The sequence below is a fragment of the Pararoseomonas baculiformis genome (assembly GCF_017813395.1).
GTDB classification, from domain to species: Bacteria; Pseudomonadota; Alphaproteobacteria; order Acetobacterales; family Acetobacteraceae; genus Roseomonas; species Roseomonas baculiformis.
In genome coordinates, this window is the sequence record NZ_JAGIZB010000009.1 from 70,204 (window position 1) to 95,918 (window position 25,715).

20 protein-coding genes and 1 pseudogene are annotated in these 25,715 nt (G+C 70.9%); 11 read left to right on the forward strand and 10 right to left on the reverse strand.

Annotated features, from left to right (window positions below; genetic code table 11):
• Positions 1-98 precede the first annotated feature (98 nt).
• Together J8J14_RS11105 and J8J14_RS11110 are read right to left on the reverse strand one after the other, a co-directional pair.
• Positions 99-3,938: a Calx-beta domain-containing protein gene (locus tag J8J14_RS11105; protein WP_209379576.1), complete on the reverse strand. Its 3,840-nt coding sequence runs from the start codon at positions 3,936-3,938 to the stop codon at positions 99-101.
• Positions 3,939-4,067: 129 nt separating this feature from the next.
• Positions 4,068-4,469: a hypothetical protein gene (locus J8J14_RS11110; protein WP_209379577.1), complete on the reverse strand. Its 402-nt coding sequence runs from the start codon at positions 4,467-4,469 to the stop codon at positions 4,068-4,070.
• Positions 4,470-4,615: 146 nt separating this feature from the next.
• Between J8J14_RS11110 and J8J14_RS11115 the strand changes: the two genes are divergently transcribed.
• Positions 4,616-5,752, forward strand: coding sequence for an RMD1 family protein (locus tag J8J14_RS11115; protein ID WP_209379578.1), 1,137 nt, complete (start codon positions 4,616-4,618; stop codon positions 5,750-5,752).
• A gap of 96 nt (positions 5,753-5,848) precedes the next feature.
• Here the strand turns inward: J8J14_RS11115 and J8J14_RS11120 are convergent, their stop codons facing one another.
• Entirely contained in the window at positions 5,849-6,433 is a 585-nt protein-coding gene (locus J8J14_RS11120) for a histidine phosphatase family protein (RefSeq protein WP_245215660.1), read from the reverse strand.
• Positions 6,434-6,629: 196 nt separating this feature from the next.
• Here J8J14_RS11120 and J8J14_RS11125 point away from each other — a divergent pair, with 196 nt between their 5' ends.
• The 3 genes from J8J14_RS11125 (at position 6,630) to J8J14_RS11135 (ending at position 10,694) form a co-directional block, all read left to right on the forward strand.
• Positions 6,630-7,826, forward strand: coding sequence for an MFS transporter (locus tag J8J14_RS11125; RefSeq protein WP_209379579.1), 1,197 nt, complete (start codon positions 6,630-6,632; stop codon positions 7,824-7,826).
• 107 nt (positions 7,827-7,933) lie between these two features.
• The gene (locus J8J14_RS11130) at positions 7,934-8,239 is read left to right on the forward strand and encodes a hypothetical protein (protein WP_209379580.1); all 306 of its coding nucleotides are present in this window, start codon (positions 7,934-7,936) and stop codon (positions 8,237-8,239) included.
• Positions 8,240-8,408: 169 nt separating this feature from the next.
• Positions 8,409-10,694, forward strand: a complete 2,286-nt coding sequence (locus tag J8J14_RS11135) for a type IA DNA topoisomerase (protein WP_209379581.1) — start codon at positions 8,409-8,411, stop codon at positions 10,692-10,694.
• Positions 10,695-10,791: 97 nt separating this feature from the next.
• Here the strand turns inward: J8J14_RS11135 and J8J14_RS11140 are convergent, their stop codons facing one another.
• The 4 genes and pseudogenes from J8J14_RS11140 to J8J14_RS11150 form a co-directional block, all read right to left on the reverse strand.
• Positions 10,792-11,733, reverse strand: a complete 942-nt coding sequence (locus J8J14_RS11140; protein ID WP_456307513.1) for a methyl-accepting chemotaxis protein — start codon at positions 11,731-11,733, stop codon at positions 10,792-10,794.
• A pseudogene (locus J8J14_RS25930) lies at positions 11,719-12,090 on the reverse strand (HAMP domain-containing protein); the annotation flags it as partial. The pseudogene J8J14_RS25930 and the gene J8J14_RS11140, both read right to left, overlap by 15 nt.
• 39 nt (positions 12,091-12,129) lie before the next feature.
• Positions 12,130-12,858 (reverse strand): hypothetical protein, encoded by a 729-nt coding sequence (locus J8J14_RS11145; protein WP_209379583.1) that lies wholly within the window; start codon positions 12,856-12,858, stop codon positions 12,130-12,132.
• Positions 12,859-12,942: 84 nt separating this feature from the next.
• Positions 12,943-14,322, reverse strand: a complete 1,380-nt coding sequence (locus tag J8J14_RS11150) for an amidase family protein (protein WP_209379584.1) — start codon at positions 14,320-14,322, stop codon at positions 12,943-12,945.
• Positions 14,323-14,462: 140 nt separating this feature from the next.
• On the opposite strand from J8J14_RS11150, the gene J8J14_RS11155 reads away from it, so the two are divergent.
• From J8J14_RS11155 to J8J14_RS11165, 3 genes are all read left to right on the forward strand, one after another.
• On the forward strand, positions 14,463-15,413 hold the full coding sequence (locus tag J8J14_RS11155; protein ID WP_209379585.1) for a mechanosensitive ion channel family protein: 951 nt from the start codon (positions 14,463-14,465) through the stop codon (positions 15,411-15,413).
• 77 nt (positions 15,414-15,490) lie between these two features.
• Positions 15,491-15,988: a hypothetical protein gene (locus J8J14_RS11160; RefSeq protein WP_209379586.1), complete on the forward strand. Its 498-nt coding sequence runs from the start codon at positions 15,491-15,493 to the stop codon at positions 15,986-15,988.
• A 271-nt stretch (positions 15,989-16,259) separates the two neighbouring features.
• On the forward strand, positions 16,260-17,333 hold the full coding sequence (locus J8J14_RS11165; protein WP_209379587.1) for a CaiB/BaiF CoA transferase family protein: 1,074 nt from the start codon (positions 16,260-16,262) through the stop codon (positions 17,331-17,333).
• 280 nt (positions 17,334-17,613) lie between these two features.
• On the opposite strand, the gene J8J14_RS11170 is transcribed toward J8J14_RS11165, so the two are convergent.
• A complete protein-coding gene (locus J8J14_RS11170) occupies positions 17,614-19,707 on the reverse strand; it encodes an acetate--CoA ligase family protein (protein ID WP_209379588.1) in 2,094 nt (697 codons plus the stop codon).
• Positions 19,704-20,852, reverse strand: a complete 1,149-nt coding sequence (locus tag J8J14_RS11175) for an acyl-CoA dehydrogenase family protein (protein WP_209379589.1) — start codon at positions 20,850-20,852, stop codon at positions 19,704-19,706. Before J8J14_RS11175 ends, J8J14_RS11170 begins: the two co-directional genes overlap by 4 nt.
• Positions 20,853-21,108: 256 nt before the next feature.
• On the opposite strand from J8J14_RS11175, the gene J8J14_RS11180 reads away from it, so the two are divergent.
• Positions 21,109-21,861 (forward strand): IclR family transcriptional regulator, encoded by a 753-nt coding sequence (locus tag J8J14_RS11180; protein WP_209379590.1) that lies wholly within the window; start codon positions 21,109-21,111, stop codon positions 21,859-21,861.
• An 82-nt stretch (positions 21,862-21,943) separates the two neighbouring features.
• Positions 21,944-22,918 (forward strand): Bug family tripartite tricarboxylate transporter substrate binding protein, encoded by a 975-nt coding sequence (locus tag J8J14_RS11185; RefSeq protein ID WP_209379591.1) that lies wholly within the window; start codon positions 21,944-21,946, stop codon positions 22,916-22,918.
• 34 nt (positions 22,919-22,952) lie between these two features.
• Here the strand turns inward: J8J14_RS11185 and J8J14_RS11190 are convergent, their stop codons facing one another.
• The gene (locus J8J14_RS11190) at positions 22,953-23,603 is read right to left on the reverse strand and encodes a TetR/AcrR family transcriptional regulator (RefSeq protein ID WP_209379592.1); all 651 of its coding nucleotides are present in this window, start codon (positions 23,601-23,603) and stop codon (positions 22,953-22,955) included.
• Positions 23,604-23,767: 164 nt separating this feature from the next.
• Between J8J14_RS11190 and J8J14_RS11195 the strand changes: the two genes are divergently transcribed.
• Positions 23,768-24,754: a Bug family tripartite tricarboxylate transporter substrate binding protein gene (locus J8J14_RS11195; protein ID WP_209379593.1), complete on the forward strand. Its 987-nt coding sequence runs from the start codon at positions 23,768-23,770 to the stop codon at positions 24,752-24,754.
• Positions 24,751-25,713, forward strand: coding sequence for a Bug family tripartite tricarboxylate transporter substrate binding protein (locus J8J14_RS11200; RefSeq protein WP_209379594.1), 963 nt, complete (start codon positions 24,751-24,753; stop codon positions 25,711-25,713). The genes J8J14_RS11195 and J8J14_RS11200 overlap by 4 nt, the downstream gene beginning before the upstream one ends.
• The last annotated feature ends 2 nt before the right edge of the window (positions 25,714-25,715 follow it).

The following is a 25,715-nucleotide window of genomic DNA, read 5'->3' on the forward strand; positions in this document are numbered from 1 at the left end:
GGCGGCAGCAGCCATCCTACACCCGCCCGGGCCGGGCGGGTGAAGGCGGTGTCCCGGCCCCGCGCCCCGGGAAGAGGGCGCGGAGGGAGAAGGGCGGCTCAGGCCACCCAGAGATCCGCGGCCGTCAGCACCGTGCCGGAACCGAAGGACCCGATCCGCACCGCGCCCGCGCCGCCGGCGCCGTCCGCATCGTAGAACAGCGCGCCGGTGGTCTGCTCATAGAGGATGTGCTGCTCGGCCGTGGTGGCCACGCGGCCCGTGCCGAAGGCCTCCGCCGCCAGCTGGCCCGAGGCGCCAAGGGCGGTGAAGACCGCGGCATCGAATTCCACCCGGTCCTCGCCGCTGGCGAAATCCATCACGCGGGTCAGGTTCCCCGCGCCGCCGGCCACGTCGAAGCGGAAGCGATCCGCCCCTTCGCCGCCGAAGAGCCGGTTCACGCCGGTTCCACCGATGAGCAGGTCGTTCCCGCCCAGGCCGAAGAGGCTGTCATCGCCGCCCTGGCCCGAGAGAACATTGTCCAGCGCGTTGCCGCTGATGCGGTTGGCCTGGGCATTGCCCGTGCCCTGCAGCGCCGTGCCTCTCAGGTAGAGGTTCTCCACCTGGTCCGCCATGCTGTGGTTCACCGAGGCGAAGACGCGATCCACCCCGCCGCCCGGCAGCTCCAGCACCACATCGCCGGCATCATCGACATAGTAGGTGTCGTCGCCGGCGCCACCGACCATCAGGTCGTCGCCCGCCCCGCCCAGCAGGCGGTCATTGCCCGCGCCGCCGATGAGCATGTCGCGCCCTTCGTCGCCATAGAGCGTGTCGTTCCCGTCGCCGCCATCCAGCACGTCGTCGCCCGTGCCGGCCGCGATGCGGTCATTGCCGCCCAGCCCCTGCAGGATGTCGTCGCCCTTCAGGTCGGTGGCCTTGCCGTAGCGCTGGCCGAAGCTGCGGCCATCCAGCCGGTCATCGCCCTCGGTCGCGATCCCCGCGGAGCGCGGCATGACGATGGAGACGACCGAGGGGTCGTGGCCCGAGATCTGGTCGGCGAACTCGGCATTCATGTGCACGGCGTCGTAGATCATGCCGCGATTGGCCGCCGCCGAGAGCAGGATCTGGTCCAGCACCTGCGAGTTGCCCTCGAACACATAGGTGTAGCGCTCGTTCTCGGGCAGGCTGTCCACGGTGGGGAAGAGGATCTGCGTTCCCTCCACCAGCACCGGCGGCGTGTTCTCCGCCGCGCCGCCGGCCCAGTTGCTGACCATCTCCAGCGCGCCGGTCAGCACCTTGGTGGCCGGGAAGAACTGGAACTCGTTGATGTCGCCCGTCACCACCACCTTGGGGATCGCGCCGAGCACGCCCTCGATATAGTCGCGCACCGCCTCGGCCTGCGCCGTGCGGCGGTAGCCGGACTGGTTCATGTCCTCGTTCGGCAACGGCGTGTCCTGCTCGGTGCCGAACAGGGCGTTGGAGCCGCTCTTGGAATTGAAGTGGTTGTTGACGACCAGGAAGTTCTCGCCGCTCAGAACGCTCTCGAACACCACCGGCACCGATTTGCGCGTGCCGCCCTGGCTGGCGCCGGCGGCATCGACATAGGGATCGAACTCCGGCGCGTCATGGCCGATCCGGTTCGCGGTGGGGTAGCTGTAGATCAACTCCTGATAGGGGGTGGAGGGATCATCCGAGCCGGCGACCAGGGCGAGGTTGTTGTAGCCGTCCAGCTCAGCCGTGCCGGCCGCGCGCACTGCCTCGGGATCAAAGAGGTAGGCCACGCGGATATTGCCGCCGGGGGCGCCGCCATCCTGGTTGTTCTCCGGCGGCGCGTCGATCGCGGCGTAGAGCTTGCCGGTCTGGTTGTAGATGGCCTGGATCAGCTCCCGCAGCGTCGCGGTGGCGTCCACCACCCCGTTGTCGGTGGTGCCGTTGCTGTCCTGCACCTCCTGCAGGGTGATGATCTCGGGCAGCTTCAGGTTGTCGCGGATGGCGGTCACCAGCCTGTCCAGCTTGTCCGGGCTGGCATCCAGGACCGGCGTCCCGTCATTGGGTGAGAGGTTCTCCACGTTGAAGCTCGCGATGCGGATGCGGTCCGCATGGGCCTCGATGGTGGTCACCTCCTTCTCGGTCAGCGTGTCCACGGGCGCTTGCCCATGGGTCACATGCACCTCGTTGGCGCCACGGTCGTAGTGGACGATGCCCGTGACATCGCCGAACTGCGCGCCGGTGTTGTTGGTCCAGGAGAAGTCGAGATTGCCGTCCTTGTCGTTGTCCAGGTCGTTCTCGAGCTGCACGCGCTCCGGGTTGAAGTCGTAGCTGCCCTCCTGGCCCGGCTCATGGCTGACGAAGGGCGTCTCCTCGGTGGCGATCACGCCGCCATTTGGCGTCTGGTCGGGGTTGGAGGCCCCGTTGGTCACGCCCCAGCTCTCCGTGAAGGAGGAGGACGGGGCCGTGGCCTGGAAACCCTCCAGCGTCACCGCCATACCCTCGAGCGACTCCCAGAAGTCGATCGCATGGCTGCCGATGTCGAAGCTGCCGGTTTCCGGGTCGTCCCCGAACTCACCCGAGGGGACCACGCGCTCGCCGGGGGCGTCGCCATTGCCGATCACCACGGGGGTGATGTTCACCGGCAGCCCCGTCTCCGGGTTGATCGCAACCTCGCCGATCTTGCTCACGGTCGCGCCCGTCAGCTCGGTGACGGACAGGTTCCCGGCCTGGCCGCCACGCGTGTACTCGGCCACCGTGGCCGCCACCTGGACCATGTCACCCACCTTCACATCGGCATAGGAACCGCCGGTGAAGACGAGGATGGCATCCGAGGTGGCGTCGTTCCCGTCGCCCTCGGGGTCCTGGATGAAGAAGCCGCGCTCGTTGTTGCCCTTGCGGTAGATGCCGGTGACCACGCCGCGCGTCACCACCTCCTCGCCCAGGTGCCCGGAGGTGTGGCCGGCGCCCTGGATATCGAAGATGCGCGTGATCTGCACGTCGTCGTTCTGGATGGTACCGGTCGCCTCGCCATCGCCGATCGAGACCCCGCCCGTGGCGTTGGAGAGGGAGATGGTCAGGGTCTCATCCGCCTCGATCACCGTGTCCCCGATCACGGGCACGGTGATGGTGCGGGTCAGCCCGTCGCCCACCCCGAAGCTGACGGTGCCGGTAAGGGCGGAGAAGTCCACACCCTCGGTCGCGGTGCCGGCGGCGGTGGCGAAATCCACGGTGAAGGCGCTGTCCTCGTCGCTGCGCGTCACGGTGAAGACAAGGAACTGCGTTCCCTCGTCGCCCTCGGCCACCACGGCGTCGGAGATGGAGACGGTGCTGCCCGCCACCGGTTCCGCCGTCACCGCGATGTCGTCGATGCCCACCCACTCGTCGCTGCCGAAGGCGTTGGCGGTGATGATGCGCAGCTGGAGCTGGGCCTGGCCCCAGGCTTCCTCCGGCAGGGCGGCGGAGACATTCGTCACCTGCGTGGCCTCGCCCGGGCCAGTGGTGGCATCGGCCACATAGCCCTCGGGCAGGTTCGTCCATGCCCCGGTCTCGCCGATGCGGTACTGCACGGCGATGGGCTGCACGGCATTGTCGCCCGTGCTGTCGATGTCCCGCGCGGCGAAGGAGAGGCGCACATCCCGCACGCCCACGGTGTTCAGGTGGATCACAAGATTCGGCGCATCCGCGGTGCCCGAGCCCTGCAGGGCCACGGTCGGGTTGGCCAGCTCGAACTCGGCCACCCCGCCGGCGGTGTTGGCGGTGCTGGACTGGTTGGCGATCACATCCACCACCGGAGTGCCGTCGCCAGTCAGGGTGGCCGGGTCGGCGCCCGTCAGCCCCGTGATGTCGTCCCCGCGATACCCGATGATGGAGGGCACCCCGGACCAGTCGTCATTGGCGGTGATCAGCCCCGTATCGGTCCAGTCCTGCGTCAGGCTGCCCTGGTTGCGAAGGGACCAGTAGGTCGCGGTCATGCACCATCTCCACGCGCAGTGCCGGGCTATCCCGGCCTTGGCGCGTGTCTAAGGGTGGCATGTGACAGCTGGATGAAACCGCGGTGTCCGTGCGCGGTCGGTTAACGCCTGGTCCGGGCACGGCGCCTTTCAGCCGCCGTTGCGCGCGGTCCACTCGGCGAAGATGCGTTCCAGCAACTCCACCTTCTTGCAGTCCTGCGCGGCGGCGGCCCGCTTGAAGGCCCGGCGGAATTCCACCGAGACGCGGAAGTTCAGCGGATCGGTCCGCTCCTTGGACTGCTTCCTGGCCCCCTTCTCCGCGGGCTTCACGGCCTTCTCCGGGGCAGCCTCGGGCAGGCGCGGCTTTTCCGGCGGCGCCACTGTCTCGGCGGGCCGGCTCGCGGCCGCCTTTATGCGGGCGGGCTTCGGCGCCTTGGGTGCCGCCTTCGGCGCTGCCTTGGCACCCGCCGGCCTCGCCCCGCCTGCCTTTCGCGCCCCTCCCTTCACGGCGGAAGCCGGCTTCGCCGGGCGGCGCTTCGTGGGTGCCTGCATGCCAGTCTCCTTTGCGCGGATCCGTTCCGCCGAAGCGTCGCCGGGAAAGATGAACATTTCGGGTCAGGGCCAGGATAATGTCGCCCCCGGTTAGCGTGCAAGCGTGCTTTCGTGCAGCTTATGGCCGGACGGGAAAGGAGGACGCGATGCCGGACGGCAAGCCGCCCCATGGCGAAGTGATGGTGGCATCGGGGCATGTCACCGCCCTTCGCCTCTTCGACATGGCCTATGAGATCGACCTGAAGCGGGCCGAGGAACTCTGGGCGAGCCGGACCCAGGCAGCCAGCACCCGGAGCCGCCTGGCCGGCACCCCGCCCAAGGCCGTGTCCTTCGGCGTGCCGCCCCTGGCCCTGTCCTTCGGCCCCTTGTCCCTGCGCATCGGCGGCGAGGAGCTGACCGCGGAAGCCAGCTTCCGCCTCTACGACTTCGGCATCGTGGCCCTGGCGCTGGACTTTCCCGCCAGCGGCCTGTCCTGGCCCGCCTACTCGGCGCTGGTGAACCGGATCGACCGCGCCATCGGGCCGGAAGCGGGGGCGGAGATCTGGGCCCGCCTGCGCGCCCAGCTGCGGGACCTGCTGGGCGAGGCGCTGGACCGCCCCAATGCCGCGCCGCTGGAGGAGGATTACCTCATCGCCGTGGTGAACGAGCTGGGCGAGCCCATGACGGCCGAGGCCCTGCAGCAGCGCGCCGACCTCGTCCCCCTCCTTTCCGGAGAGGAGCGCCCGCTTTCGGAAGGCGCGCGGCGCGACCTGCTGGCGCAGCGCTTCTCCTATCATCCGGACGACCTGGCGGTGATCACCTGGGACCGCGCCTTCATCCTTGAGCCACGGCGCGAAACCGACGTGGCCGATGTGCTGGAAATGGCCAATGCGCAGCTCCTGGAGCTTCGCAGCTATGACGAGCTGCTGGATGACGAGCTGCCCCGCATGCGGGACCTGGTAGAGGCCGCGCATCGCCGCTCCAATCTTCTCCGCTCCCGCAACTATGCCCGCCTGGCCCGCCAGCTCCACACCCTCGTCGCGGAGGTCACGCAATTGGCCGAGCGCGTGGACAACGCCCTGCAGGTGACGGAGGACGTGTATCTCGCCCGTGTCTACGGCGCCGCCATCGGCCTGTTCCGCGTGCCGCAGGTGAGCGCGGCGGTGGACCGCAAGCTGGACATCATCCGCCAGACCTACACGGCCCTGCACGGAGAAGCCGCGGGCGGCCGTGCGGAGGTGCTGGAGGCGGCCATCCTCCTGCTCATCGCCTTCGAGATCATCCTTTCCTTCGTGCGGCACTGACCGCGCGGCGCGGGACATTTCCGGCGCCACGGGCCGGCAGCATCACCCTGGAGCCTGCATCCTGCCGCCCGCCCGCGCCACGGCGTGGGCCGGGACTCACGGCCGGATACGGCCGGCCACCACCAGCCCGTCACCCTCGCGCCGCAGCACCACCCCCTCGCCAGAGGCCGGGAAGACCCCGGTCAGCGCGGTGATGTTCACCTGATGCGTGCTGACGAACAGCGCCCCCGGGCCGTTCCAGCGCAGCAGGATCCGCCGCGCCGCGGCGGTCTGCTCCTCCGCCGAGCCGCGGCCGCCGAAGAAGGAGTCGAAGGCCGGCTCCGCCGCGGCCCGGCCGGGAAAGGCCAGCTCCGCCGTCTCCGTCGTCCGGCACCAGCGGGAGGTGAGCACGGCCCCCACCGGCACGCCCCGGGCACGGATCGCCTCCCCGATGCGCCGCGCCTGGTCCCGCCCGGCCTCATCCAGGTTGCGCTGGGTGCTGCAATCACCCAGCCGCATCCCGGGCGGGTCACCGCCGCCCGGCGCACTGGCATGGCGGAACAGCGCGATTCCCCCCGCCCGCAGCGCGTCCCAGGCCGCGTCCTCGGAAGCGCGCGCCTGGCCCACGCCAAGGGCGAGCAGGGCCGCGGCCGGCATCGCGAGGAGATGGCGGCGCGCCGCGCCAGCCCGATCGGTGTTCATCCCATGCCGCTCCCTGGATTGCGGGCGATGCCGGCCCGGCGGGCATGTTGTGGCCCTTGGGCCGATGTGAAGCGCCCGGCCGGCCCCGGGCCGCCACCGCGCGGGAAAGCACGGCCTGCCATGCGCCACGCGCGCATGTGGCCAGCGCCGGCAGCGCGCTACAGAGGAAAGTCCAGGAAAGCGAAGGGCAGGCGTGATGAGGAATCCCAGCGTCTGGGCCGTGGTCATCGCCGCGGCCGTCACGGCCTCCATGGCCATGGGGATACGCCAGACCTTCGGCCTTTTCCTTCTCCCCCTGGGTGCCGAGGAAGGCATCACGGCGATGGCCTTCGGCCTTTCCATCGCCCTGCACAACCTCACCTGGGGCCTTGCCCAGCCCATCACCGGCGCCCTGGGCGACCGCTACGGCGCGGGGCGCGTCGCGGCCGCCGGGGGGGCGCTCTATGTGCTCGGCCTCGCCCTGGTCGCCATCCATCCCTCCGCGGTCACGGCGGTGCTGGGCATCGGCATCATGACGGGGCTGGGCGTGGGCTGCACGGGCACGGGCAGCGTGGTGGCCGCCGTCGGCCGTGCGGCGCCTGCCGAGAGCCGCAGCAGCATGATGGGCATCGCCGCCGCGGGCGGCTCGGTGGGACAGGCGCTGCTCGTGCCCTATGCGCAGATCGGCATCGGCTGGGTCGGCGCCGCGGCGGCGCTGGGCGCGCTGGGGCTGGCGGCGCTGATGATCCTGCCCGCCGCGCGCGTGATGGAATGGCGCCCCCGCGATGCCGCCGCGCCGCGCCGCGCCATTTCGGACCTGCCGCGCTTCGCCCGCGAAGCCCTGCGGGAGAGGGATTTCGCCCTGCTCACCCTCGGCTTCTTCGCCTGCGGGTTCCAGCTGGCCTTCCTCACCACCCATCTGCCCGCGCATCTGGCCCTGTGCGGCATGCCGCCCTGGCTCGGCGCCACCTCGCTGATGCTGGTGGGGCTGTTCAACATCCCGGGCTCCTGGCTTTGCGGGAAGCTGGGCAACGTGATCCGGCCGGAGGTAGGGCTGGGCTTCATCTACCTCACGCGCACCGTGGCCATTGCGCTGTTCGCGGTGCTGCCGGTCACGGAATGGGGCACGCTGCTCTTCGCCGCGGTCCTCGGCTCGATCTGGCTCGGCTCGGTGCCGCTCACGGCGGCGGCCATCGCCCGCCGCTTCGGCGTGGCCGATCTCGGTGCCCTTTATGGCGTGTGCTTCTTCAACCACCAGATCGGCGGCTTCCTCGGGGCCGGCGCCGCGGCCATCCTGGTGAACCAGACCGGCAGCTACGCGGCCTTCTGGCCTGTGATGGTCGTGGTCGGGCTCGGTGCGGTCGCGGCCAACTGGGCCACGCGCGGCCCGATCCGGGCCACTGTTCCTGCCTGAACCGGCCGGATGCGCAGCCCGGGCTATACCCGGGCTGCCGCCCTCACAACTATCTCTGGACTCTCCGCTGCCGGCAGGTCATGTCTAGGACACAAGCTCACAACTCCGTGACCCCCATGTCCGATCCCGGCACAGAAGCCCTCACCGCAACGATCGACTACCTGTCGGCCCTGGCCGTGTTTTTCCACGCCCATATCCCTGCGGAGATGCGGGACAGCGAAGCCTTCCTGCAGGCCGATGGCGCGCTGCTGGACCGGTTCCGCCTTCGCACCGCCCATATCCCGCTGCATGAGCCGGAAGCCCTGGGAAGCGCGGGAACCCGCGCCTATGTCCAGCACCTCATCCGCATGGCGCGCGACACCGCCCCGGTTGCCGAGACGGATGATGTGCTGACGGCGCGGCATTCCGACTGAAGCCGGACCAGGCCGAAGGCCCGCCGGGCACAGGCCTTGATCGCCGCCAGCGGACCGCATCCGACGAAGACGTTGAGCATGGCAGGGGCGCCGGTGCCCGCCCCCTTCACCCGGGCGCAAGGACTGGAAAATCGCTCCTGGAACCTTTAGAGAACATCTAAGGGCGCCCATGACCGACCAGATCGTCATCACTGAGAAGACCAGCCAGGCCAAGGATGTCCGCGCCGCGGTCGGCCATCGCTACGGCGCCATCCTTCCGGCCGAGGGCCATCTCTTCGACCTGGTCGAGCCCGAGGAGGCCGTGCCGGAATGGAAGCGCTGGTCCCCTGTCCTGCTGCGCCCCGAAGGCCTCTATCCCACCAAGCCCGCCTCGGGCGGCAACAAGCGCCCGAAGCTCCAGGCCATCCGCCAGGCGCTGCGCTCGGCCAAATGCGTCTGGCTCGCCACGGATTGCGACCGGGAAGGGCAGCTCATCGGCCAGGAAATCCTGGAACACCTGAAATACCGCGGCCGGGTGATGCGCGTGATCTTCACGGCCCAGGACCCGCAGACCATCCGGGAGGCCTTCGCCCGCGCCCGGCCCAATGACGAATTCGCCCGGCTCTACGCCGCCGCCGTCGCCCGGCGCCAGGCGGACCAGATCTACAACCTCTCCCTCACCCGCACCGCCACCGTCACCCTGGCCAAGGGCGCGCGCAGCGTCATCGGCGTGGGGCGGGTGAAGACCCCCACCCTCGCCATCGTCTGCCGGCGGGAACTGGAGATCCGCAACTTCGTCCCCCAGGCCTATTTCGAGGTGGTCGCCACCGCCCGGGCCGAGGGCGGCACGCTGCGCATGCGCCACGCGCCGAAGGAGCGGATCCTCAAGCGCGAGGAGGCCGAGGCCATCGCAGCCCTGGCCGAGGGGTTCGAGGGCCCGCTCGCCGTGAAGGTCGAGGAGAAGCGGCAATCCCCGCCCCGGCTGCACGACCTGCCCTCGCTCCAGAAGCTCTGCGGCTCCCGCTTCGGCTGGTCCGCCGCGCGCACCCTCGAACTCGCCCAGCAGCTCTATGACGGCGAGGGGAAGAAGATCATCACCTACCCCCGTGCAGAGACGCGCTACCTGCCAGAAAGCCTGGTTGGGGACGTGCCGCGCATCATCGCCGGGCTGCGCGTGGGCCGCAGCTTCGCCACGATCCCCCTGCCCGAGAACCCGGTGATCCGCCGCGGCGCGGGCGGCGCCTTCCATGACAAGGGCCTGGCCGGCGCCAGCCACCACGCCGTCATTCCCAACGCCAACACGGTGGAGACGCTGCGCGAGGTCTGGCCCCGCCTCTCCACGGATGAGCGGCGGCTGTTTGACGTCATCGCCCGCTCCTACCTCGCCGCCACCATGCCGGATTACCGCTACCGGCAGACCACCGTGACCATGGATGTGCGGAACCATCCTTTCCGCGCCACGGGCCGCCAGCCCATTGAACTCGGCTGGCGCGCCGCCTTCCCGGACTGGCAGCCCGCCGAGGAACGGGGCGAGGATGCGCAGCTCCTCCCCCAGCTCCGCCATGGAGAACCAGCCCGACTGCAGGATGCCGAGGTGGAGGCGAAGGAAACCCGCCCCCCGCCGCGCTACAACGAGGGCACGCTGATCGAGGCCATGCAGAATGCCTGGCGCTTCGTGGAGGATGAGGCGCTGCAGGAGCGGCTGAAGGAGGCCAAGGGCATCGGCACCCCCGCCACCCGCGCCGAGGTCATCCGCGGCCTGAAGACACAGGAACTTCTGATGGCCGATGGCAAGCACATCGTGCCCACGCCGCGCGGCCTTGCCCTGCACGGGATCCTGGAGAAGGCCGACCCCGCCCTGGTCGATCCGGGCGTGACCGCGCAGATGGAACGCCTGCTGGACGAGGTGCTGGTCGGGCAGCAGGAGATGATGGGCGCCATCGACGCCGTCTGCGCGCAGGCCAGTCGAATCATCGCCCGGCTGCAGGACGGCGCGGAGCGCATCGACCCCAGCCTGCTCGCCAGCGGGGGCTCGTCCCGCGCACGCCCCATGCGGGGCGCCCCCACCCCGGCCATGAAGCGCTATGTGGAAAGCCTGGCCCGGCAGAAGGGCCTGGAGCCGCCAGCGGACTACGCCACCTCCGGCACGGCCTGCCGCGCCTTCCTGGACCAGCATGCCGGCCGGCAGGACGGGAGCGGGGAAGCGCCCGCCAGCCCCGCGAAACGCCCGGCCACCCGCCGCCGCGCTGCGCGAAAGCCCGCACCCGATGCCGCCGCTGCCCCATCGCGCAAGCGGCGCACCCGCGCTACGGCCGATGCGCCGCCGGAGGATCTGCCGGGCGGGGATACACCCCTCCGGATTCCCTTTGGGAACAAGGAAGCCGCCCTCCGCCTTGGCGCCCGCTACCGCACCGGGGGCTGGTACGCCCCGCCCGGCAGCGATCTCGGTCCCTTCCGGGAACGCGGCTGGGTCTGAAAGCGCCCCTGACGGTATGCCTCCGGTCCATGCCCGGAGGCGCCGGCATGCATAGGAGCGCCCTGTCCCCGGTAGTCAGACAGGTTCCAACGATCGCTCAGGCCGCCCGGATCTCGGCGAGGAAGCCGTCAACCTTTCCCCGGAGCTGTTCGGATTGCTGGGCGAGTTCGGCCGAGGCGGCGCGGAGCTGGGAAGCGGCCGCCCCGGTTCGCTCGGCGCCCTCTGTCACGCCCGCCGTGTGTCGTGACACCTCCTGGGTGCCCGAAGCCGCCTCGGCCACCGCCCGCCCGATCTCGCGCGTGGCTGCCGTCTGCTCCTCGGCGGCCGCCGCCACCTGGGTGGTGATGCTGTTCATCTCCTCGATCGTGCGCACGATCCCGCCGATGGCCAGCACCGCCCGCTCCGTCTCGCCCTGCATGGCCGCGATCTGCGCCCCGATCTGCTCGGTCGCCTTCGCGGTCTGGGCCGCCAAGGTCTTCACCTCGCTCGCCACCACCGCAAAGCCCCGCCCGGCCTCCCCGGCGCGGGCCGCCTCGATGGTCGCGTTCAGCGCCAGCAGGTTCGTCTGGCCCGCGATGTCGCTGATCAGCCGCACCACATCCCCGATGCTCCGCGCCGCCTCCGAAAGCCCCTGCACCGCGCTGTCGGTCGCCCGCGCATCCCCCGCCGCCCGCCGCGCCACCTCCGCGCTCGAACCCACCTGGCGCGAGACCTCGGCGATCGAGGAAGCCAACTCCTCGGCGGAGGCCGCCACTGTCTGCACATTCGCGCTCGCCTGCTCCGAGGCCGCGGCCACCGAGGTCGCCCGCGCCACGCCGTCCTGCGCCGTGCCGGCCATCTCGCCGGCTGTCGCGTTCAGCTCCACCGCGGCCGAGGCCACCCCCCGCAGCACCTCCGCCGCCTCCGCCTCGAAGCCCCGCAGCAGGGCATCGACACGCGCGCCCCGCGCCACCTTCGCCTCCGCCTCCCGCGCCTGCGCGGCGGCAAGGTCCCGGCGCTCCATCGCGCCGACGCGGAGGGTTTCCAACGCCTCGGCCATCTCGCCCAACTCATCGCCCCGGCCACGGCCGGGCACCTGCACCTCCAGCTCGCCCGACGCGATCTGCCCGACCCTCCCGGTCATCTCCTGCAGCGGCCCGAGCACCCGGCGCAGCAGGAGCAACACCGAGAAGAGCGTCAGCCCGCAAACCGCCAGCGCCAGCGCCGCGGAGGCGAGGAAGCCCATGCGCGCCTCGCCGGACAGCGCGGCGGTCTCCGCGATGGCTTCGTCCAGAACCGCGTCGCGCAGGCCCAGGATCTCCGCCTGCACGCCCACCGACCAGGACCGGTATTCCGGCGCCGGGAGCGGCCAGCGCGGCGCCTGCCCCGCCAGCGCGCCACGGGCCAGGGAAAGCATCTCCCGCCAGCGCAGCTCCGAGTCCTGGACGAAGCTGCGCTACTGCGCCCGCAGCGCGGCCTGCAGCGCCTCCTCCTCCGGCATCCCCGTGATCAGCCGCCTTGCGCCCGCGAATGCCTGCTCGGCCCGTCCCGTGAAGCGCGTCGCGTCGTCATAGGCGGCCTGCTGCACGGGCACGCCGCTCACCCAGCTCGTGATCAGCACGTTCCGCTGCCCCACGAAGTCGCGCACATCCATCACGGCGCCGGCGATCTCCATCAGCAGCGCCGTCCGGGGCGAGATCCCGGCGGCGCGGGCCGAACCCTGCGCCGCCAGCCGCCGCATGGCCTCCACACCCTGGTTCCGAAGCGCCTGGCTCGCTGCCGGCAGGGCCTGGTCCCGCGCCTCCAGCGGCCTGGCCATCGCCTCCAGCACGCGCCCGCGGATATCGGCCACGCGTGGCACGAGGTCCCGCACCAGCCCCGCATCGAAGCCGCCGGCCGTCGCGCTCCCCTCGGCGGCCCGGAGGAACTGGTCCGTCACCGCCGCCATCCGCCGCGCTTCCCCGGCATCGGGGGAGGGCATGCGCAGCATGGAGGCATAGCCGCCGATCTCGCTCGCGATCGCGGTCTGGGCCCGCTGCGCATCGCTCACCGCTCGGGTGATCCGCCGCGCCTCCTCGGCCCTGTCCCAGGCCGACCAGCCGGAGCCCGCGAGCCAGAGCGAGGCCCCGGCACCAGGAAGGGCGATGCCGCAGAAGCAGGCCAGGAAAAGAGTGCGTATGCGCATCCCCGGGAGTCCTCGCTGTCAGTCCTATCCAGCGAGGATCGCGCCGTGCCCTTAAGGCCGGGATAACGCGCCCCGGCGCGGGCGCTAGCGCACCACCGGCTTCGCCGTGGCGCCCAGCCAGCGAGCCATGGCCACCACCGCCTCGTCCTGCTGCGGCTGGCCCACCAGCTGGACGCCCACGGGCATTCCCTCCACGCCCAGCAGCGGCAGGGTCACCGCCGGGCAGCCCAGCAGCGAGGTCCAGGCATTGAAGCCCGTGTTCCCCGTGCGCCCGGTGGGGCGGTGCACGATATCCTCCAGCAGCGGCGCGGGGCCCGTGCAGGAAAGGGTGACGATGCCATCCGCCAGCGGCGCGATGGCGGCGTGGCGCAGCCTCGCCTCCGCGCGGCGCGCCAGCAGGTCGCGGTAGTCCGAGACGGTCATGCCATTGGCATGGTCCATCTGCGCCATGGTCGTGTCGCTCAGCTGGCCCGGGAACAGCCGCAGGAGATTCGCCTGGCCCCAGCGATTCTCGAAGGCGACCAGCCCCATGCTCATCGTCACGGAATCCAGGATGCTCCGCTCGAAGGATTCGATCAGGGGGTTGTCGCCGCGGCGCAGCAGTTCCACGCCCTCATCCGCCAGCTGGCGCAGCAGGTCCGCGAAGGCCTCCCGCGTCGGTGCCCCGGTCGCCTCCCAGCCCTCGCTCTCCACCACGATCAGCCGCGCGGGGCGGCGTGGCGGCGGCGGCGCGAGCGTGCCGCCCAGCCCGGGATGGCCGGGATCCCCGCCCGCCCGCGCCGCGATCTCGGCCGCCACATGCCACATGTCCTCCACCGCCCCGGCATGCACGCCCAGGCAGCTCTGGCTCAGCCCCTGCCGCTCCCCCCGGTGCAGGGCGCCGAAGCTCGGCTTGATCGCCACATTGGCGCTGAAGGCCGCGGGGCGGATGATGGAGCCCACGACCTGCGTGCCCAGCGCCGCCGGCACCATGCCCGCCCCCACCGCCGCGCCCGATCCGCTGGAGGAGCCGCCGGCCGTGCGGCGCACATCGAAGGGGTTGCGGGACTTGCTGGGATGCGCGCCGCCCAGCTCCGTCGTCACCGTCTTGCCCAGGATCACCGCCCCGGCCTCGCGCAGCGCCCAGACCGAGGCACTGTCCTGCCGGGTGCGGGCATTCTCGTTGCCGGCGATGCCCAGGCTGGTGGGCATGTCATGCGTCTGCAGGATGTCCTTCACGCCAGTCGGCATGCCGTCCACCGGCCCGATCGGCCGCCCCGCCCGGTAGCGGGCCGTGGCGGCATCCGCGGCCTCGCGCGCGCCCTCCAGGTTCAGCGCCATCCAGGCCTGCACCTCCGGCTCGCGCGCCTCGATGGTGGCGATGCAGCGCTCCAGGTAGTCGCGCGGCGTGTCCTGCCCGGCCAGGAAGCGCGGCACCGCATCATGGAAGGTGCGCGGCTGGTGCGTCGTCGGGTCGTAGGTCACGGGGGCTTCTCTCCTGGCCGGGGCCGCGCAGTCTGCATGGAGATCGCGGCGGCGTGCACCCCCGCCCCGGCCGAGGCGCCCTTGCCCGAACCCGGCCAGCATCCCGGCGTTGTTGCCCAGCGGAACAGCCGGGACAGACCATGCAAGACCCCGAACAGCTCACCACCAGCAAGATGCAGAGCCTGGTGGAGGGCTTCTTCTGGCTCCTGCCGAATATCGGCATCGGCCTGGCCGTGCTGGCCGGGTTCTGGATCGGTGGCTGGGCGGCGCGGCGGGCCATCGTCTTCGCCTTCAAGCGCCGCCGCCGGCACGACCTGGGCGAGCTGCTCGGCGGCTTCCTGCGCTGGACCCTCATCCTGGCCGGCGTCCTCGTCTTCGCGACGATCGTCTTCCCCTCGGTCAAGCCTTCGGACCTGCTGGCCACGCTGGGCATCGGCTCCCTCGCCGTGGGCCTTGCCTTCCGCGACATCCTGCAGAACTGGTTCTCGGGGATGATGATCCTCTACTCCCAGCCCTTCCGGGTGGGCGACCAGATCGTCTCCGGCGACCATGAGGGAACGGTGGAGCATGTCGAGGCCCGCGCCACCCTCATCAAGACCTATGACGGCCAGCGCGTGGTGATCCCCAACAGCAATCTCTACACGCGCAGCATCGTCGTGCGGACGCATTACCCGGTGCGGCGCAGCCAGTGCGACGTGACGATCGGCTACGCGGACGATCCGGATGCCGCCGCCGCCGCCGTCCTCGCCGCGCTCTCCCGCGTGGAGGGCGTGGTGCAGGACCCGCCGCCGGACGCCCGGGCCTGGGAGATCGGCGAATCGGGCGTGGTCCTGCGGGTCCGCTGGTGGACCGACAGCACGCGAAGCAAGGTGGTCGCGGCCCAGGGCCGCGCCGTTGCCGCCATCCGCGGGGCCCTGCAGGAAGCGGGGGTGGACATGCCCTATCCCACCCGCACCGTGCTGTTCCACGACCAGACCGACGAGGCGGATGGCGACCGCACCCGGCAGCGCGAGGGCTGGCCGGCCGGCAAGGACCCGCCTGCCCCGCGGCCCCTGAACGCGCTGACCATCCGCCGCGCTCCGCAGGATTGATACACCGCGCGCCCGAAGGGAGCGGTGAGGCACGAATCGCGTTCCCGAATCCTTCGCTCTGTGTTTACCTTCTGTTCATGCCTGACCCACAGACCCTCCAAGCCCCTCCCGCCGACCTGGATGTGCTGGCCGCGCGCCAGGCCGTGCAGGTCTACCGATCGGCCGCTGCCAGAGGATTCCTCAAGATCGAGGCCTGGGAACAGGCCGTGGAGACCTTCGGGGCGGCCCATCCGGACTGGCCTTTGCCACTCGCCCAACGCGAGGCGGCCCGCACGCTCGGACCGATGGTCCTCAACCTCAGGGCCGCGGAACAGGCAGAAGCGCCCCCCGTCCCGGCCTGCCGGCCTCCGCTCGACCTGCTGGTGGATCTGGCAACACCGGAGACGGCGCAGACCATGCGGGCGGCGGCACAGGCGGGCAGGGCGCCGGCCCGGCTGCCCTGGACCCTGGCCTGCCCCACGCGCCCGTCCGCCTGGCGGGCCCCGCTTCGTCCGGGAATGGGGATCCGCCCATCCAGCCTGCCGGGCAGCCAACCCGACACTCGCTCCTCCTCCTGGGGCTTCAGCCCGGCCTGAGGCGCAGCACAGCGGGCTCGGGCTGGGCATGCTGGGGCTGCCGGCACAGCCGGCGCCCCATCGTCACCACAGGGGCAGGATCGCACCCCACCGAATTCGTCCGAGATATCGCATACTCCGTCGATATCTCGTAGCATCCGGACGCGGCCCGTGGCCTGCCTTTCCGGAGAAGACGCGTGATTCAACAGCGCGGGGCCGCCCCCGAATCTCCAAGCCCCGGCAAAAGCCCGCTCCTGCCCGCCCGCAGCGGCGCGATGGCGGGGATGGCCTGATGCCAGGCCCGCTGCATGGCATCCGCGTGCTCGATTTCTCCGAGCTGCTGCCCGGGCCCTTTCTCACCACCTGCCTCGCGGAGCTTGGCGCGACGGTTCTGAAGGTGGAGCGCCCGCCGGCCGGCGATCCGGTGCGCCGCATGTCGCCCGGCGTCTTCGGCGCCGTGAACCGCGGCAAGGACAGCCTGCTTCTCGACCTCAAGCAGCCGGAAGGACGGGACCAGGCCCGCGCCCTCGCGGCCGAATCCGACGTGCTCGTGGAAAGCTTCCGCCCCGGCGTGATGGCCCGCCTCGGCCTGGGCCATGCGGAACTCGCCGAGGTGAATCCGCGCCTCATCTATGCCTCCCTCAGCGGCTATGGGCAGGACGGCCCCTATGCCGCCGTGCCGGGCCATGACCTGAACTATCTCTCCGTCGCCGGGCTGAAATCCCTCTCGGGCGGCCATGCGGGGGTGCCCGTCGCCGATCTCTGTGGCTCGGTCTATGGCCTTGCGGGGGTGCTGGCGGCGCTGATCCAGCGTGGCGTCACCGGCCGCGGCCAGTATCTCGACATCGCCATCACCGAATGCGCGCTGCACTGGCTGAATCCCCGCCTCGGCCGCTTCTCCGGCGCCGGTGCGGAAACGCTGGAAGCGCAGCGTCGCCTCTCCCTCGCACGCCCGGCCTATGGCGCCTTCTCCTGCCGCGATGGCCGCTCCATCAGCATCGCCGCGCTGGAGGATCATTTTTGGGCGCGCCTCACCAGCGCCATGGAACTCGCGCCCTTCGACACGCCGGAGCATGCCCGCATGGCGCAGCGCGCGCCTCTGACGGAGGAAATCAACGCCCTCATCGCCGCGCGATGCGCGGAGGAGGAAAGCGAACCCCTGCTCGCCCGGCTGCTGGCGGCCGACATCCCCGCCGCACCCGTCCTCGCGCCAGGAGAAGTGGCGGGCTTCCCCCAGCACGTCGCACGCGGCGCCATGGAAGGCACGGCGTCGGGGCCGCTGGCGCGTTTCCCCGTGCGGCTGGAAGGCATGGCACCGCTGAAGGAAGCGCCAGCCCTGGGCAGCGGGGGCCTTCAGGCTGGTTAGGTCTCGGTACGGTCCTGCTCTGGCGGTCTGTCCCGGGGAGAGGAAGAAGGAATTCTTCCTCTCCCCGGACCCCTCACCATCATCTTTTTCTAGAAGTTTGGAAAAGTTCGGCTGACGGCGCGCCTCGGGTCCATGACCCGAGGCGACTGCAGAGGCAGGATGAGACCTCTGAAACCCCGTGTTGCACCGTATCCGCGGCAGCCAGACGGGGTTCCAAGGGCCTCAGGCCCTTGGCGGGTGAGGTCCGGAGAGGGCAGAGCCCTCTCCGGGAAGCAACCCATCAATCCCGCAGCGTCACAACCGCATCCAGCACCAAGGCGCCCTCCCCTTCCGCCCCGGCGCGCACCGGGTTGATCTCGATCTCCTCGAAATCCTCGGGACGCGCCTCCACCAGGGCCGAAAGCGCCGCCATGGCCCGGCACAGCGCGTCCAGGTCGCAGGGCGCGGCGCCTCGCAATCCTTCCAGCAGCGGGAAGCCGCGCAATTCCCGCAGCATCCGCCCGGCCTCCGCCGCATCCACAGGCAGAAGGCGATGCGCCACGTCGCGCAGCAGTTCCACATGGATGCCGCCCAGCCCGCAGGTCATCACATGGCCCAGCACCGGATCGCGCGAGACGGAAAGCAGGATCTCCGTCCCGCCCGGTGGCGCCATGCGCTCCACCAGCGCCCCCTCGATCCGGGCTTCGGGGTGATGGCGCGCGCCAGCCTCGGTCACGGCCGCGAAGGCCGCCTCCACCGCCGACGCGTCGCGCAGCCCCAGCACCACGCCGCCAATATCGGATTTGTGCAGGATATCGGGGCTGGCGATCTTCAAGGCCACGGGGAAGCCCATCCGCGCGGCCACGGCCGCGGCATCCGCGCCGCTGCGGGCCAGCACGCCGTCCGGCACGGCCAGCCCGGCCTGCCGGAGCATCGCCTTGCCCTCGGCCTCGGAGAGGGTGCGCAGCGGCGTCTCCGGCAGGCCGGCGCCGAGCCCGGCCGGCATGGTGCCGGGCCGCCAGGCGCCATGGTCGACGAAGCGGCGGAAGGCCTTGGCGGCGTTGCGGAGGCTGCGCATCGGCACCATCCCGGCCTCGGCGAAGCAGCGATAGGCGGCGCCCGTCCGCTCGCTCATCCACACCGGCACCAGCGGGGTCTGCGTATGCCCCTGCGCCGCCACCATCCGTTGCGCCACGGTGTGGGAGACGGGGCCGTAATCCAGCGGCATGGGCATCATGACCAGGGACACGGCGGGATCATTCGCCACCACCGCCAGCGTCTCCTCGATCACGCCGGGATTGGTCAGCGTCACCGTCGTCGTGTCCACCGGATTGCCCAGCGCGGCATAGGAAGGCAGCCGCGCGGCCAGCGCCTCCGTGGTTTCCGGCGCCAGTTCGGCGAGCACCAGCCCGGCCTGCCCCACCATGTCGGCCGCCAGTGCGCAGGCGCCGCCGGAAGAGCCGAATACCGCGATCCGTTCGCCGCCACGCGGCCGTCCGCGCGCCAGCAGGGAGGCGACGTCCACCAGCTCGTCGATATCGTCCACCTCGATGATGCCGAGCTGCCGGAAGGCCGCGCTGTTCACCGCCGCCGAGCCTGTGAGGGATGCCGTGTGCGAGGCCGCGGCGCGCATCCCGTATTCCGACCGCCCGACCTTCAGCGCCACGACCGGCTTTCCCGCCTCCGCCGCCGCCCGGGCGGCGGCCAGGAAGCGCGGGCCATCCTTGATTCCCTCCAGGATGGTGCCGATCACCGTCACGTCCGGCGCGCCGGCCATGTAGTGGATGAAGTCGGCGACCTGCAGGTCCACCTCATTGCCGGTGGAGCACCAGAGGGCGAAGCCTGTCCCGCGCTCCATGGATTGCAGCAGGTTGCGCCCGAGCCCGCCGCCCTGCGTGGCCAGCCCGATCGGCCCGCGCCGCAGGTCATTCGCGAATGCGGGGGAAAAGGTGAAGCCCAGGCGCTTGTTGATGTTGGTCACGCCCGGGCAGTTCGGACCGTAGAGGCGCATGCCGCTTGCCTCCGCCAGCGCGCGCATCTCCGCCTCCGCCGCGCGCCCCTCATCGCCCGTCTCGCCGAAGCCGGAGGTGAGGATGACGCAGAACTTCACCCCCAGCGCGGCGCAGTCCCGCAGCGCCTCCATCACCCCCGCCGCCGGCACCGCGATCACGGCCAGCTCCGGCACCGCGGGCAGTTCCGCCACCCGCCTGAAGCAGCGCATGCCGCGGATTTCCGGCCGCGTGGCATTCACCAGATGCAGCGTGCCCCCGAAATCCGAATGGTCCAGGACATTCGCGAGCGTCCGGCCGCCGACGCTCGCCTCCCGCTCCGAAGCGCCGACCAGCACGACGGAGCGCGGGTCGAAAAGCGGGGTGAGATCCGAGAATTCCCTCATGTCAGCGCCGAAAGCCCGAGGATCTCGCGCCCCGCGATGAGGGTCTGGATCTCCGTCGTCCCCTCCGGGATCATGCCGCCGCGCGTGTCGCGGAAGATCCGCTCGATCGGGTAGTCGGTGGAATAGCCGAGCCCCCCATGCACCTGAAGCGCCATATTCGCCACCTCATGCGCCGCCTCGGTCGCATAGAGCTTGGCGATGGAGCATTCGGTGCGCGCGTCCCGCCCGCGATCCAGCGCCGTGGCCGCGTTGTAGGACAGGGCACGCGCGGCCTCCGTCCGGATGGTCATGTCCACGATATGCTTCTGGATCAGCTGGAAGCTGCCGATCGGCTTGCCGAACTGCTTGCGCGTCCTCGCATACTCGACGGAGAGGTCCAGCGCCGCCTGGGCCGCGCCGACCGCGCCCATGGCAATGTTCACCCGCGCCGCGTTCAGCCCCTTCAGCACGTTCCTGAAGGCGCCGCCCTCCTCGCCCAACAGGTTCTCGCGCGGGATCGACACGTCGCTGAAGCCCAGCTCCGCCGTGCCGGTGCAGCGCAGCACCATCGTGTCCAGCGGGCGCACATCGTAGTTCGCCACCTCCCGCTCCACGATGAAGGCGGAGAGCTGGCCGTCACAGGTCTCGCTGAAGGTCCGGGCAATGACGATGGCGAAATCCGCGTTCGCGCCATTGGTGATCCACATCTTCCGGCCATTCAGGACATAGCTGTCCCCGCGCCGGTCCGCCCGCATCTGCACGCCGGCGGCGTTGGAGCCTGTATCGGGCTCGGTCAGGCCGAAGCAGGCCCGGCGCGTGTTCTCCAGCAGTGGCTTGAGGAAGCGTTCCTTCTGCTCCGCCGTGCCGAAGGCGTGCAGCCGGTTGATCGCGCCGTTGGTGATGTTCACCAGGGTGCGCAGCGACATCCAGTAGTAGCCGGTCTGCTCCAGCAGCATTCCCCAGGTGACGTAGTCCAGCCCGAAGCCGCCATCCTCCTCGGGCAGGCGCCCGCCGAGATAGCCGAACTCCCGCATGGCCCCGAGCAGCTCGAAGGGAAAGCTCTTCGCCGCCTCGTGCCGGTTGATCACCGGCGCCACCTCGCGTTCCATGAAGCGCCGCACATTGTCGCGCAGCAGTTCCTGCTCGGGGGAAAGGTCAACCGCCATGCCGGCGTCTCCCCTGGATGCCGGTCCCCGGCCCGTGGATGCGCAGCGCCATGGCCATTCCCCTCCCGCCGCCCGGCGTTCCCCGCCGTGGCGCCTCATCTGGTGAAGTCATGGTAGCAATGGTGACTTTCAAGTCAACAAGATGCCCGGCGGGTCTTGCCGTGGTTCTTCCGGCGCCCGCTCTGGAATCCCGGCCCGGCCTCCTCTAACGCCTGCCGCCAAGGGCCTGGCGCCCGCCCACAAACCTGGGGTCCCGATGCCGACCACCGTCCCGGCGACGCTGCGCACCCTCGCCGTTTTCGAGACTTTCGCCCGCGAGCAGCGCGAATTGTCGAATGCCGAGCTCGCCCGACTGATCGGCCTGCCCGAGAGCAGCACCTCGGACCTGCTGCACACGCTGCACGAGGCCGGATATCTCCTGCGCACCGTGCGTTCGCGCCGCTTCTACCCCACACGGCGTTTGCTGGAGCTGGCCCGCCAATCCGCCGAGCGCGACCCCCTCGCCACCTTCGGGGCCGAGGCGATCGCCACGCTGAGCGAGCGGACCGGCGAGACCGCCATCTGCGGCCGCCCCGATGGCGCGCGCGTGCAGGTTGTGGGGGTGCAGGAAGGGAGCCATCCGCTGCGCTACATGCTCCGGCCCGGGGAGCGCCTGGCGCTTCATGCCTCGGCCATGGGCAAGGCCCTGCTGGCGCTGATGCCGCCTGCGGAGACGCGCCGCCTGATCCGCGCCCGCCCGCTCCGCCAGCTCGCCTCGCGCACCATCACGGATGCCGACGCGCTGGAGGCGGAGGTCGAGGCCGTGCGCGAGCGCGGCTGGGCCTGGGTGGCCGATGAGGCGGGCGAGGGCGTGGCGGCCATCGCCATTGCCGGATTGGTGGGGGACGAGCCCCTGGCCGTTTCCCTCGCCGGCCCCACAGGCCGGCTTGAGGGAAGCCGCAGGGCTTATCTCACCATCCTGGAGGAGATCCGGCCCCTTCTGTTCGGCCCCGCCCCCGGTTCCGGTTGATTCCCCGCCTTCCTCCGATATGCTGAAGTGACCTTCGGGTAACTGGAGGAAACGGGCGGGAAACGCCTGCAGAGGAGGAAACATGCGGATCACCCGAAGGACGCTCGCCCTGGGGCTCGCGGCGCTGGGCACGCGCGGCGCCCGGGCCCAGGGCGCCTATCCCAATCGCCCCGTCACATGGATCGTGCCCTTCACCCCGGCCGGCATCACCGATGTCAACTCGCGCCTCTTCGCCCGCAAGCTGGCCGCGCGGCTTGGCCAGAACGTCATCATCGACAACCGTCCCGGCGCGGGCGGCACACTGGGCACGGAGCTGGGCGCGCGCGCCGCGCCCGATGGCTACACGATGGTGTATGGAACCCAGGGCACGCTCGCGACCGCCCCGGCCCTGTTCCGCCGCCTGCCCTATGATCCGCTGCGCAGCTTCACCCCGATCCAGGGGCTGTTTGAGACCTCGCTTGTCCTTGTCACCCATCCGGCGCGCCCCTACCGCAACGTGGCGGAGCTGGTGGCCTATGCGAAGGCCAATCCAGGCCGGGTGAACTTCGGCACGGCCGGCGTGGGCACCGGCACGCATCTCACCGCCGTGCTGTTCCAGACGGTCGCTGGAATCCAGATGACCCATGTGCCCTATCCCGGCAGCGGCCCGGCGCTGACGGACCTGATCGCGGGCACCACGGACATCATGTTCGACTATGCGGTGGCGACGCGCGACCATATCGAGGGCAACCGGCTGCGGCCGCTGGCCGTGACCGCGAAGGAACGCATCCCCGCCCTGCCGGATGTTCCCACCGTCGCCGAGATCGGCATGCCCTCGGCCGTCGCGGCCGCCTGGTCCGGAATCCTGCTCCCCGCGGGCTGCCCGCCCGAGGTGGTGGAGAAGCTGGCGGTGGAATGTGCCGCCACCATGCAGGATGCGGAGATCCGCCGGAACGCGGAGATGAATGGCAGCCGCCCCATGGCGGAGCTGAACCGCGCATCCTTCGCCCGCTTCATCGAGGAGGAGATCCCGCGCTGGGGGGAGATCGTCCGCCACTCCGGCGCCCAGCCGGCCTGAGCCAGGCCCCGTCCGGTGCCCGCGCCGCGGCGGCTCAGCCCCGCGGCAGCGGTGCCCGGATGCCGTTCAGGACGAAATGCGCGAAGGTCTCGCCGATCTCGCGCCCGGTCAGCGGCCCGTCCGGCATGTACCAGCGGGCGATGTGGTTGATCGCCCCCATGAAGAAGGCCACCACCAGCTTCGGGTCCCCCGCCGCCAGCGTGCCCGCATCCATGGCTGCCTGGACCATGCCCCGCAGCGCCCGGTCCGCCTCCCGCATGCGCGCGCGGATCGGGTCGGCATATTCGGGGGGCAGGGAGGTCACGGGCTCCGCCAGCACGGCGTAGGAGCCCAGCTCGCTCGTGACCAGCTCGATGTAATGCACGATATAGAGGCGCAGCCGCTCCAGCGGGTCCTCCGTGCCGGAAAAGGCCATGTCGCGTGCGCGGGCGCCCGCATCGAAGGCGATGGTCTTCGCCTCGAACAGGATTTCGTGCTTGGTGCGGACATAGCGGTAGAGCGCGGGCTTGGTGACGCCCAGCGCCTCCGCGATCTCCTCCAGCGAGGTGTTGTGGAAGCCGCGCCGCCCGAAGGCGCGCGCCGCCTCGCGCACCAGCGCGCGCCGCTTGATCTCGAACTGTGCCTCGCGCGCGGGCACGGCATCGGCCCAGCGCGCGGGTTTCTTCAGGCCCGCCGAACGACTCATCTCGCCTTCCCGCTTTCCGCCATGTGACCGCCCCGCGCCCCGAGTGCAAGCCGCGCGGCGATCCCGTTCAAGATAGTTGACTCCAAAGTCACTTATCATACCATAGGGTCACAATAACGAAGCAACGCCGCGGCGACCGGAGCCGCGGGCGAGGAGGAACGCCCTTGCTCATCCCGCGCCGTGCGGCCCTGGCATGCCTTGCCAGCGCCCCGCTCGCCCGCCCGGCCCTGGCCCAGAGCCAGCCCCAGCCCGGCTGGTCCCCCACACAGCCCGTCCGCGCCGTCTGCGGCTCCTCGCCCGGCAGCATCACGGACCTGATCGCGCGCGTGGTGCAGCCCGGCCTCGCCCAGCGCCTGGGCCAGACCGTGGTGGTGGACAACCGCCCCGGCGCCGGCGGCAACATCGCCGGCGAGTTCCTCGCCCGCGCCGCGCCGGACGGCCACACCATCATGGTGGTCTCCGGCGGCATCATGACCCTGAACCCGCATCTCTACCGGGAAATGCCCTTCAACCCGGCGCGGGACATCAAGCTGGTTTCCCGCATCACCGCCGGCGGCTTCCTCCTCGCCGTTCCCGCCTCGATCGGCGTGACCGATGTGGACGGGCTGATCGCCCATCTCCGCCGCAAGGGAGAGGCGGCGAATTACGGCTCCCCCGGCATCGGCTTCGCCATGCATGTGGGCACCGAGGTGTTCCTGAACGCCACCGGGCTGAAGGTCACGCATGTGCCCTATCGCGGCAGCGCGGCCGCCATCAATGCGCTGCTCGCGGGCGAGGTGGACTTCCTCTTCGACAGCCGCGGCCCTCTCCTGTCTGGGCTGCAATCGGGCAAGCTGCGGGTGATCGCCAATGGCGGCACGCTGCCCGATCTCGTCTACCCGGACCTGCCGCGGCTCTCCGACCGCTTCCCGGATGTGGTGGTGCAGAGCTGGACGGCCATCGCCGCGCCCGGCGGCATCCCCGACCCCATCCTCCGCCGGCTCGATGACGCCATGCGCGCCACCTTGCAGGACCCGGAGGTGGTGGAACGGCTGCGTGCCATCGGCAACGGCCCCGCCTATCTCGGCCCCGAGGCCCTGGCCGCCTTCTTCGCCGAGGAACGCGCCCGCGCCGCGAGGGGCGTGGAGCTGGCCCGGATCACGCCGCAATGAACCTCCCGCGCCGCACCCTTCTCGCCGCCACGCTCGCCATGCCGGGGCTGGCCCGCGCGCAATCCTTTCCCACGCGCCCCATCCGCCTGCTGGTCGGCTTCGCGCCCGGTGGCGCCACCGATATCGTCGCGCGCCTGCTGCAGCCATTGCTGGGCGAGGCGCTGGGACAATCCGTCATCGTGGAGAACCGTTCCGGCGCCGGCGGCATGGTGGCAACAGACTTTCTTGTCCGCGCTGAGCCGGATGGCCACACGCTGATGGTCGCCAGCCCTGGCCAGCTGGTGGTGAACCCGCTGCTGGACCGCAATTCCAGCTTCGACGCCGCGCGCGACATCACCCCGATCGGGCAGGTGACCAGCAGCCCGCTGGTGCTCGTCGTGCCCGCTGCCTCCCCCTATCGCGATGCGCGCGCGCTGATCGAGGCGATCCGCGCGAGGCCGGGCGTGATGAACTACGGCTCGGCCGGCGTCGGCAGCTCCATGCATATCGCGGGGGAGATGCTGAAGGCCCATGGCGCGCTCAGCACCGAGCATGTCCCCTATCGCGGCAGCGGCCCGGCGGTGACGGATCTCGTGGCCGGCAAGATCGATTTCATGATCGACAGCGTCTCCACCACCGCGACCCATATCCGCAACGGCGTGCTGCGCGCCCTGGCTGTGACGGGCGAGGAACCCTGGCCCGAATTTCCCGATGCCGTGCCCCTGCGCAGCATCGTGCCGGATGTGGTCCTCACCACCTGGCTCGGCCTCGTCGGGCCGGCGAAGCTTCCGCCCGCGATCCTCGCACGGCTTTCCGATGTGCTGCGCGACGTGGTGCGCAGCCCGGTCTTCACCGCGCGGCTGAAGGAGCTGGGCAGCCAGGCCTACTGGGCCGGACCGCAGGATTTCGCCGCCTTTCTCGCCACCGAACGGCAGCGCGCGGCCGATGTGATCCGCCGCGCCCAGATCCGCCAGGAGTAGAC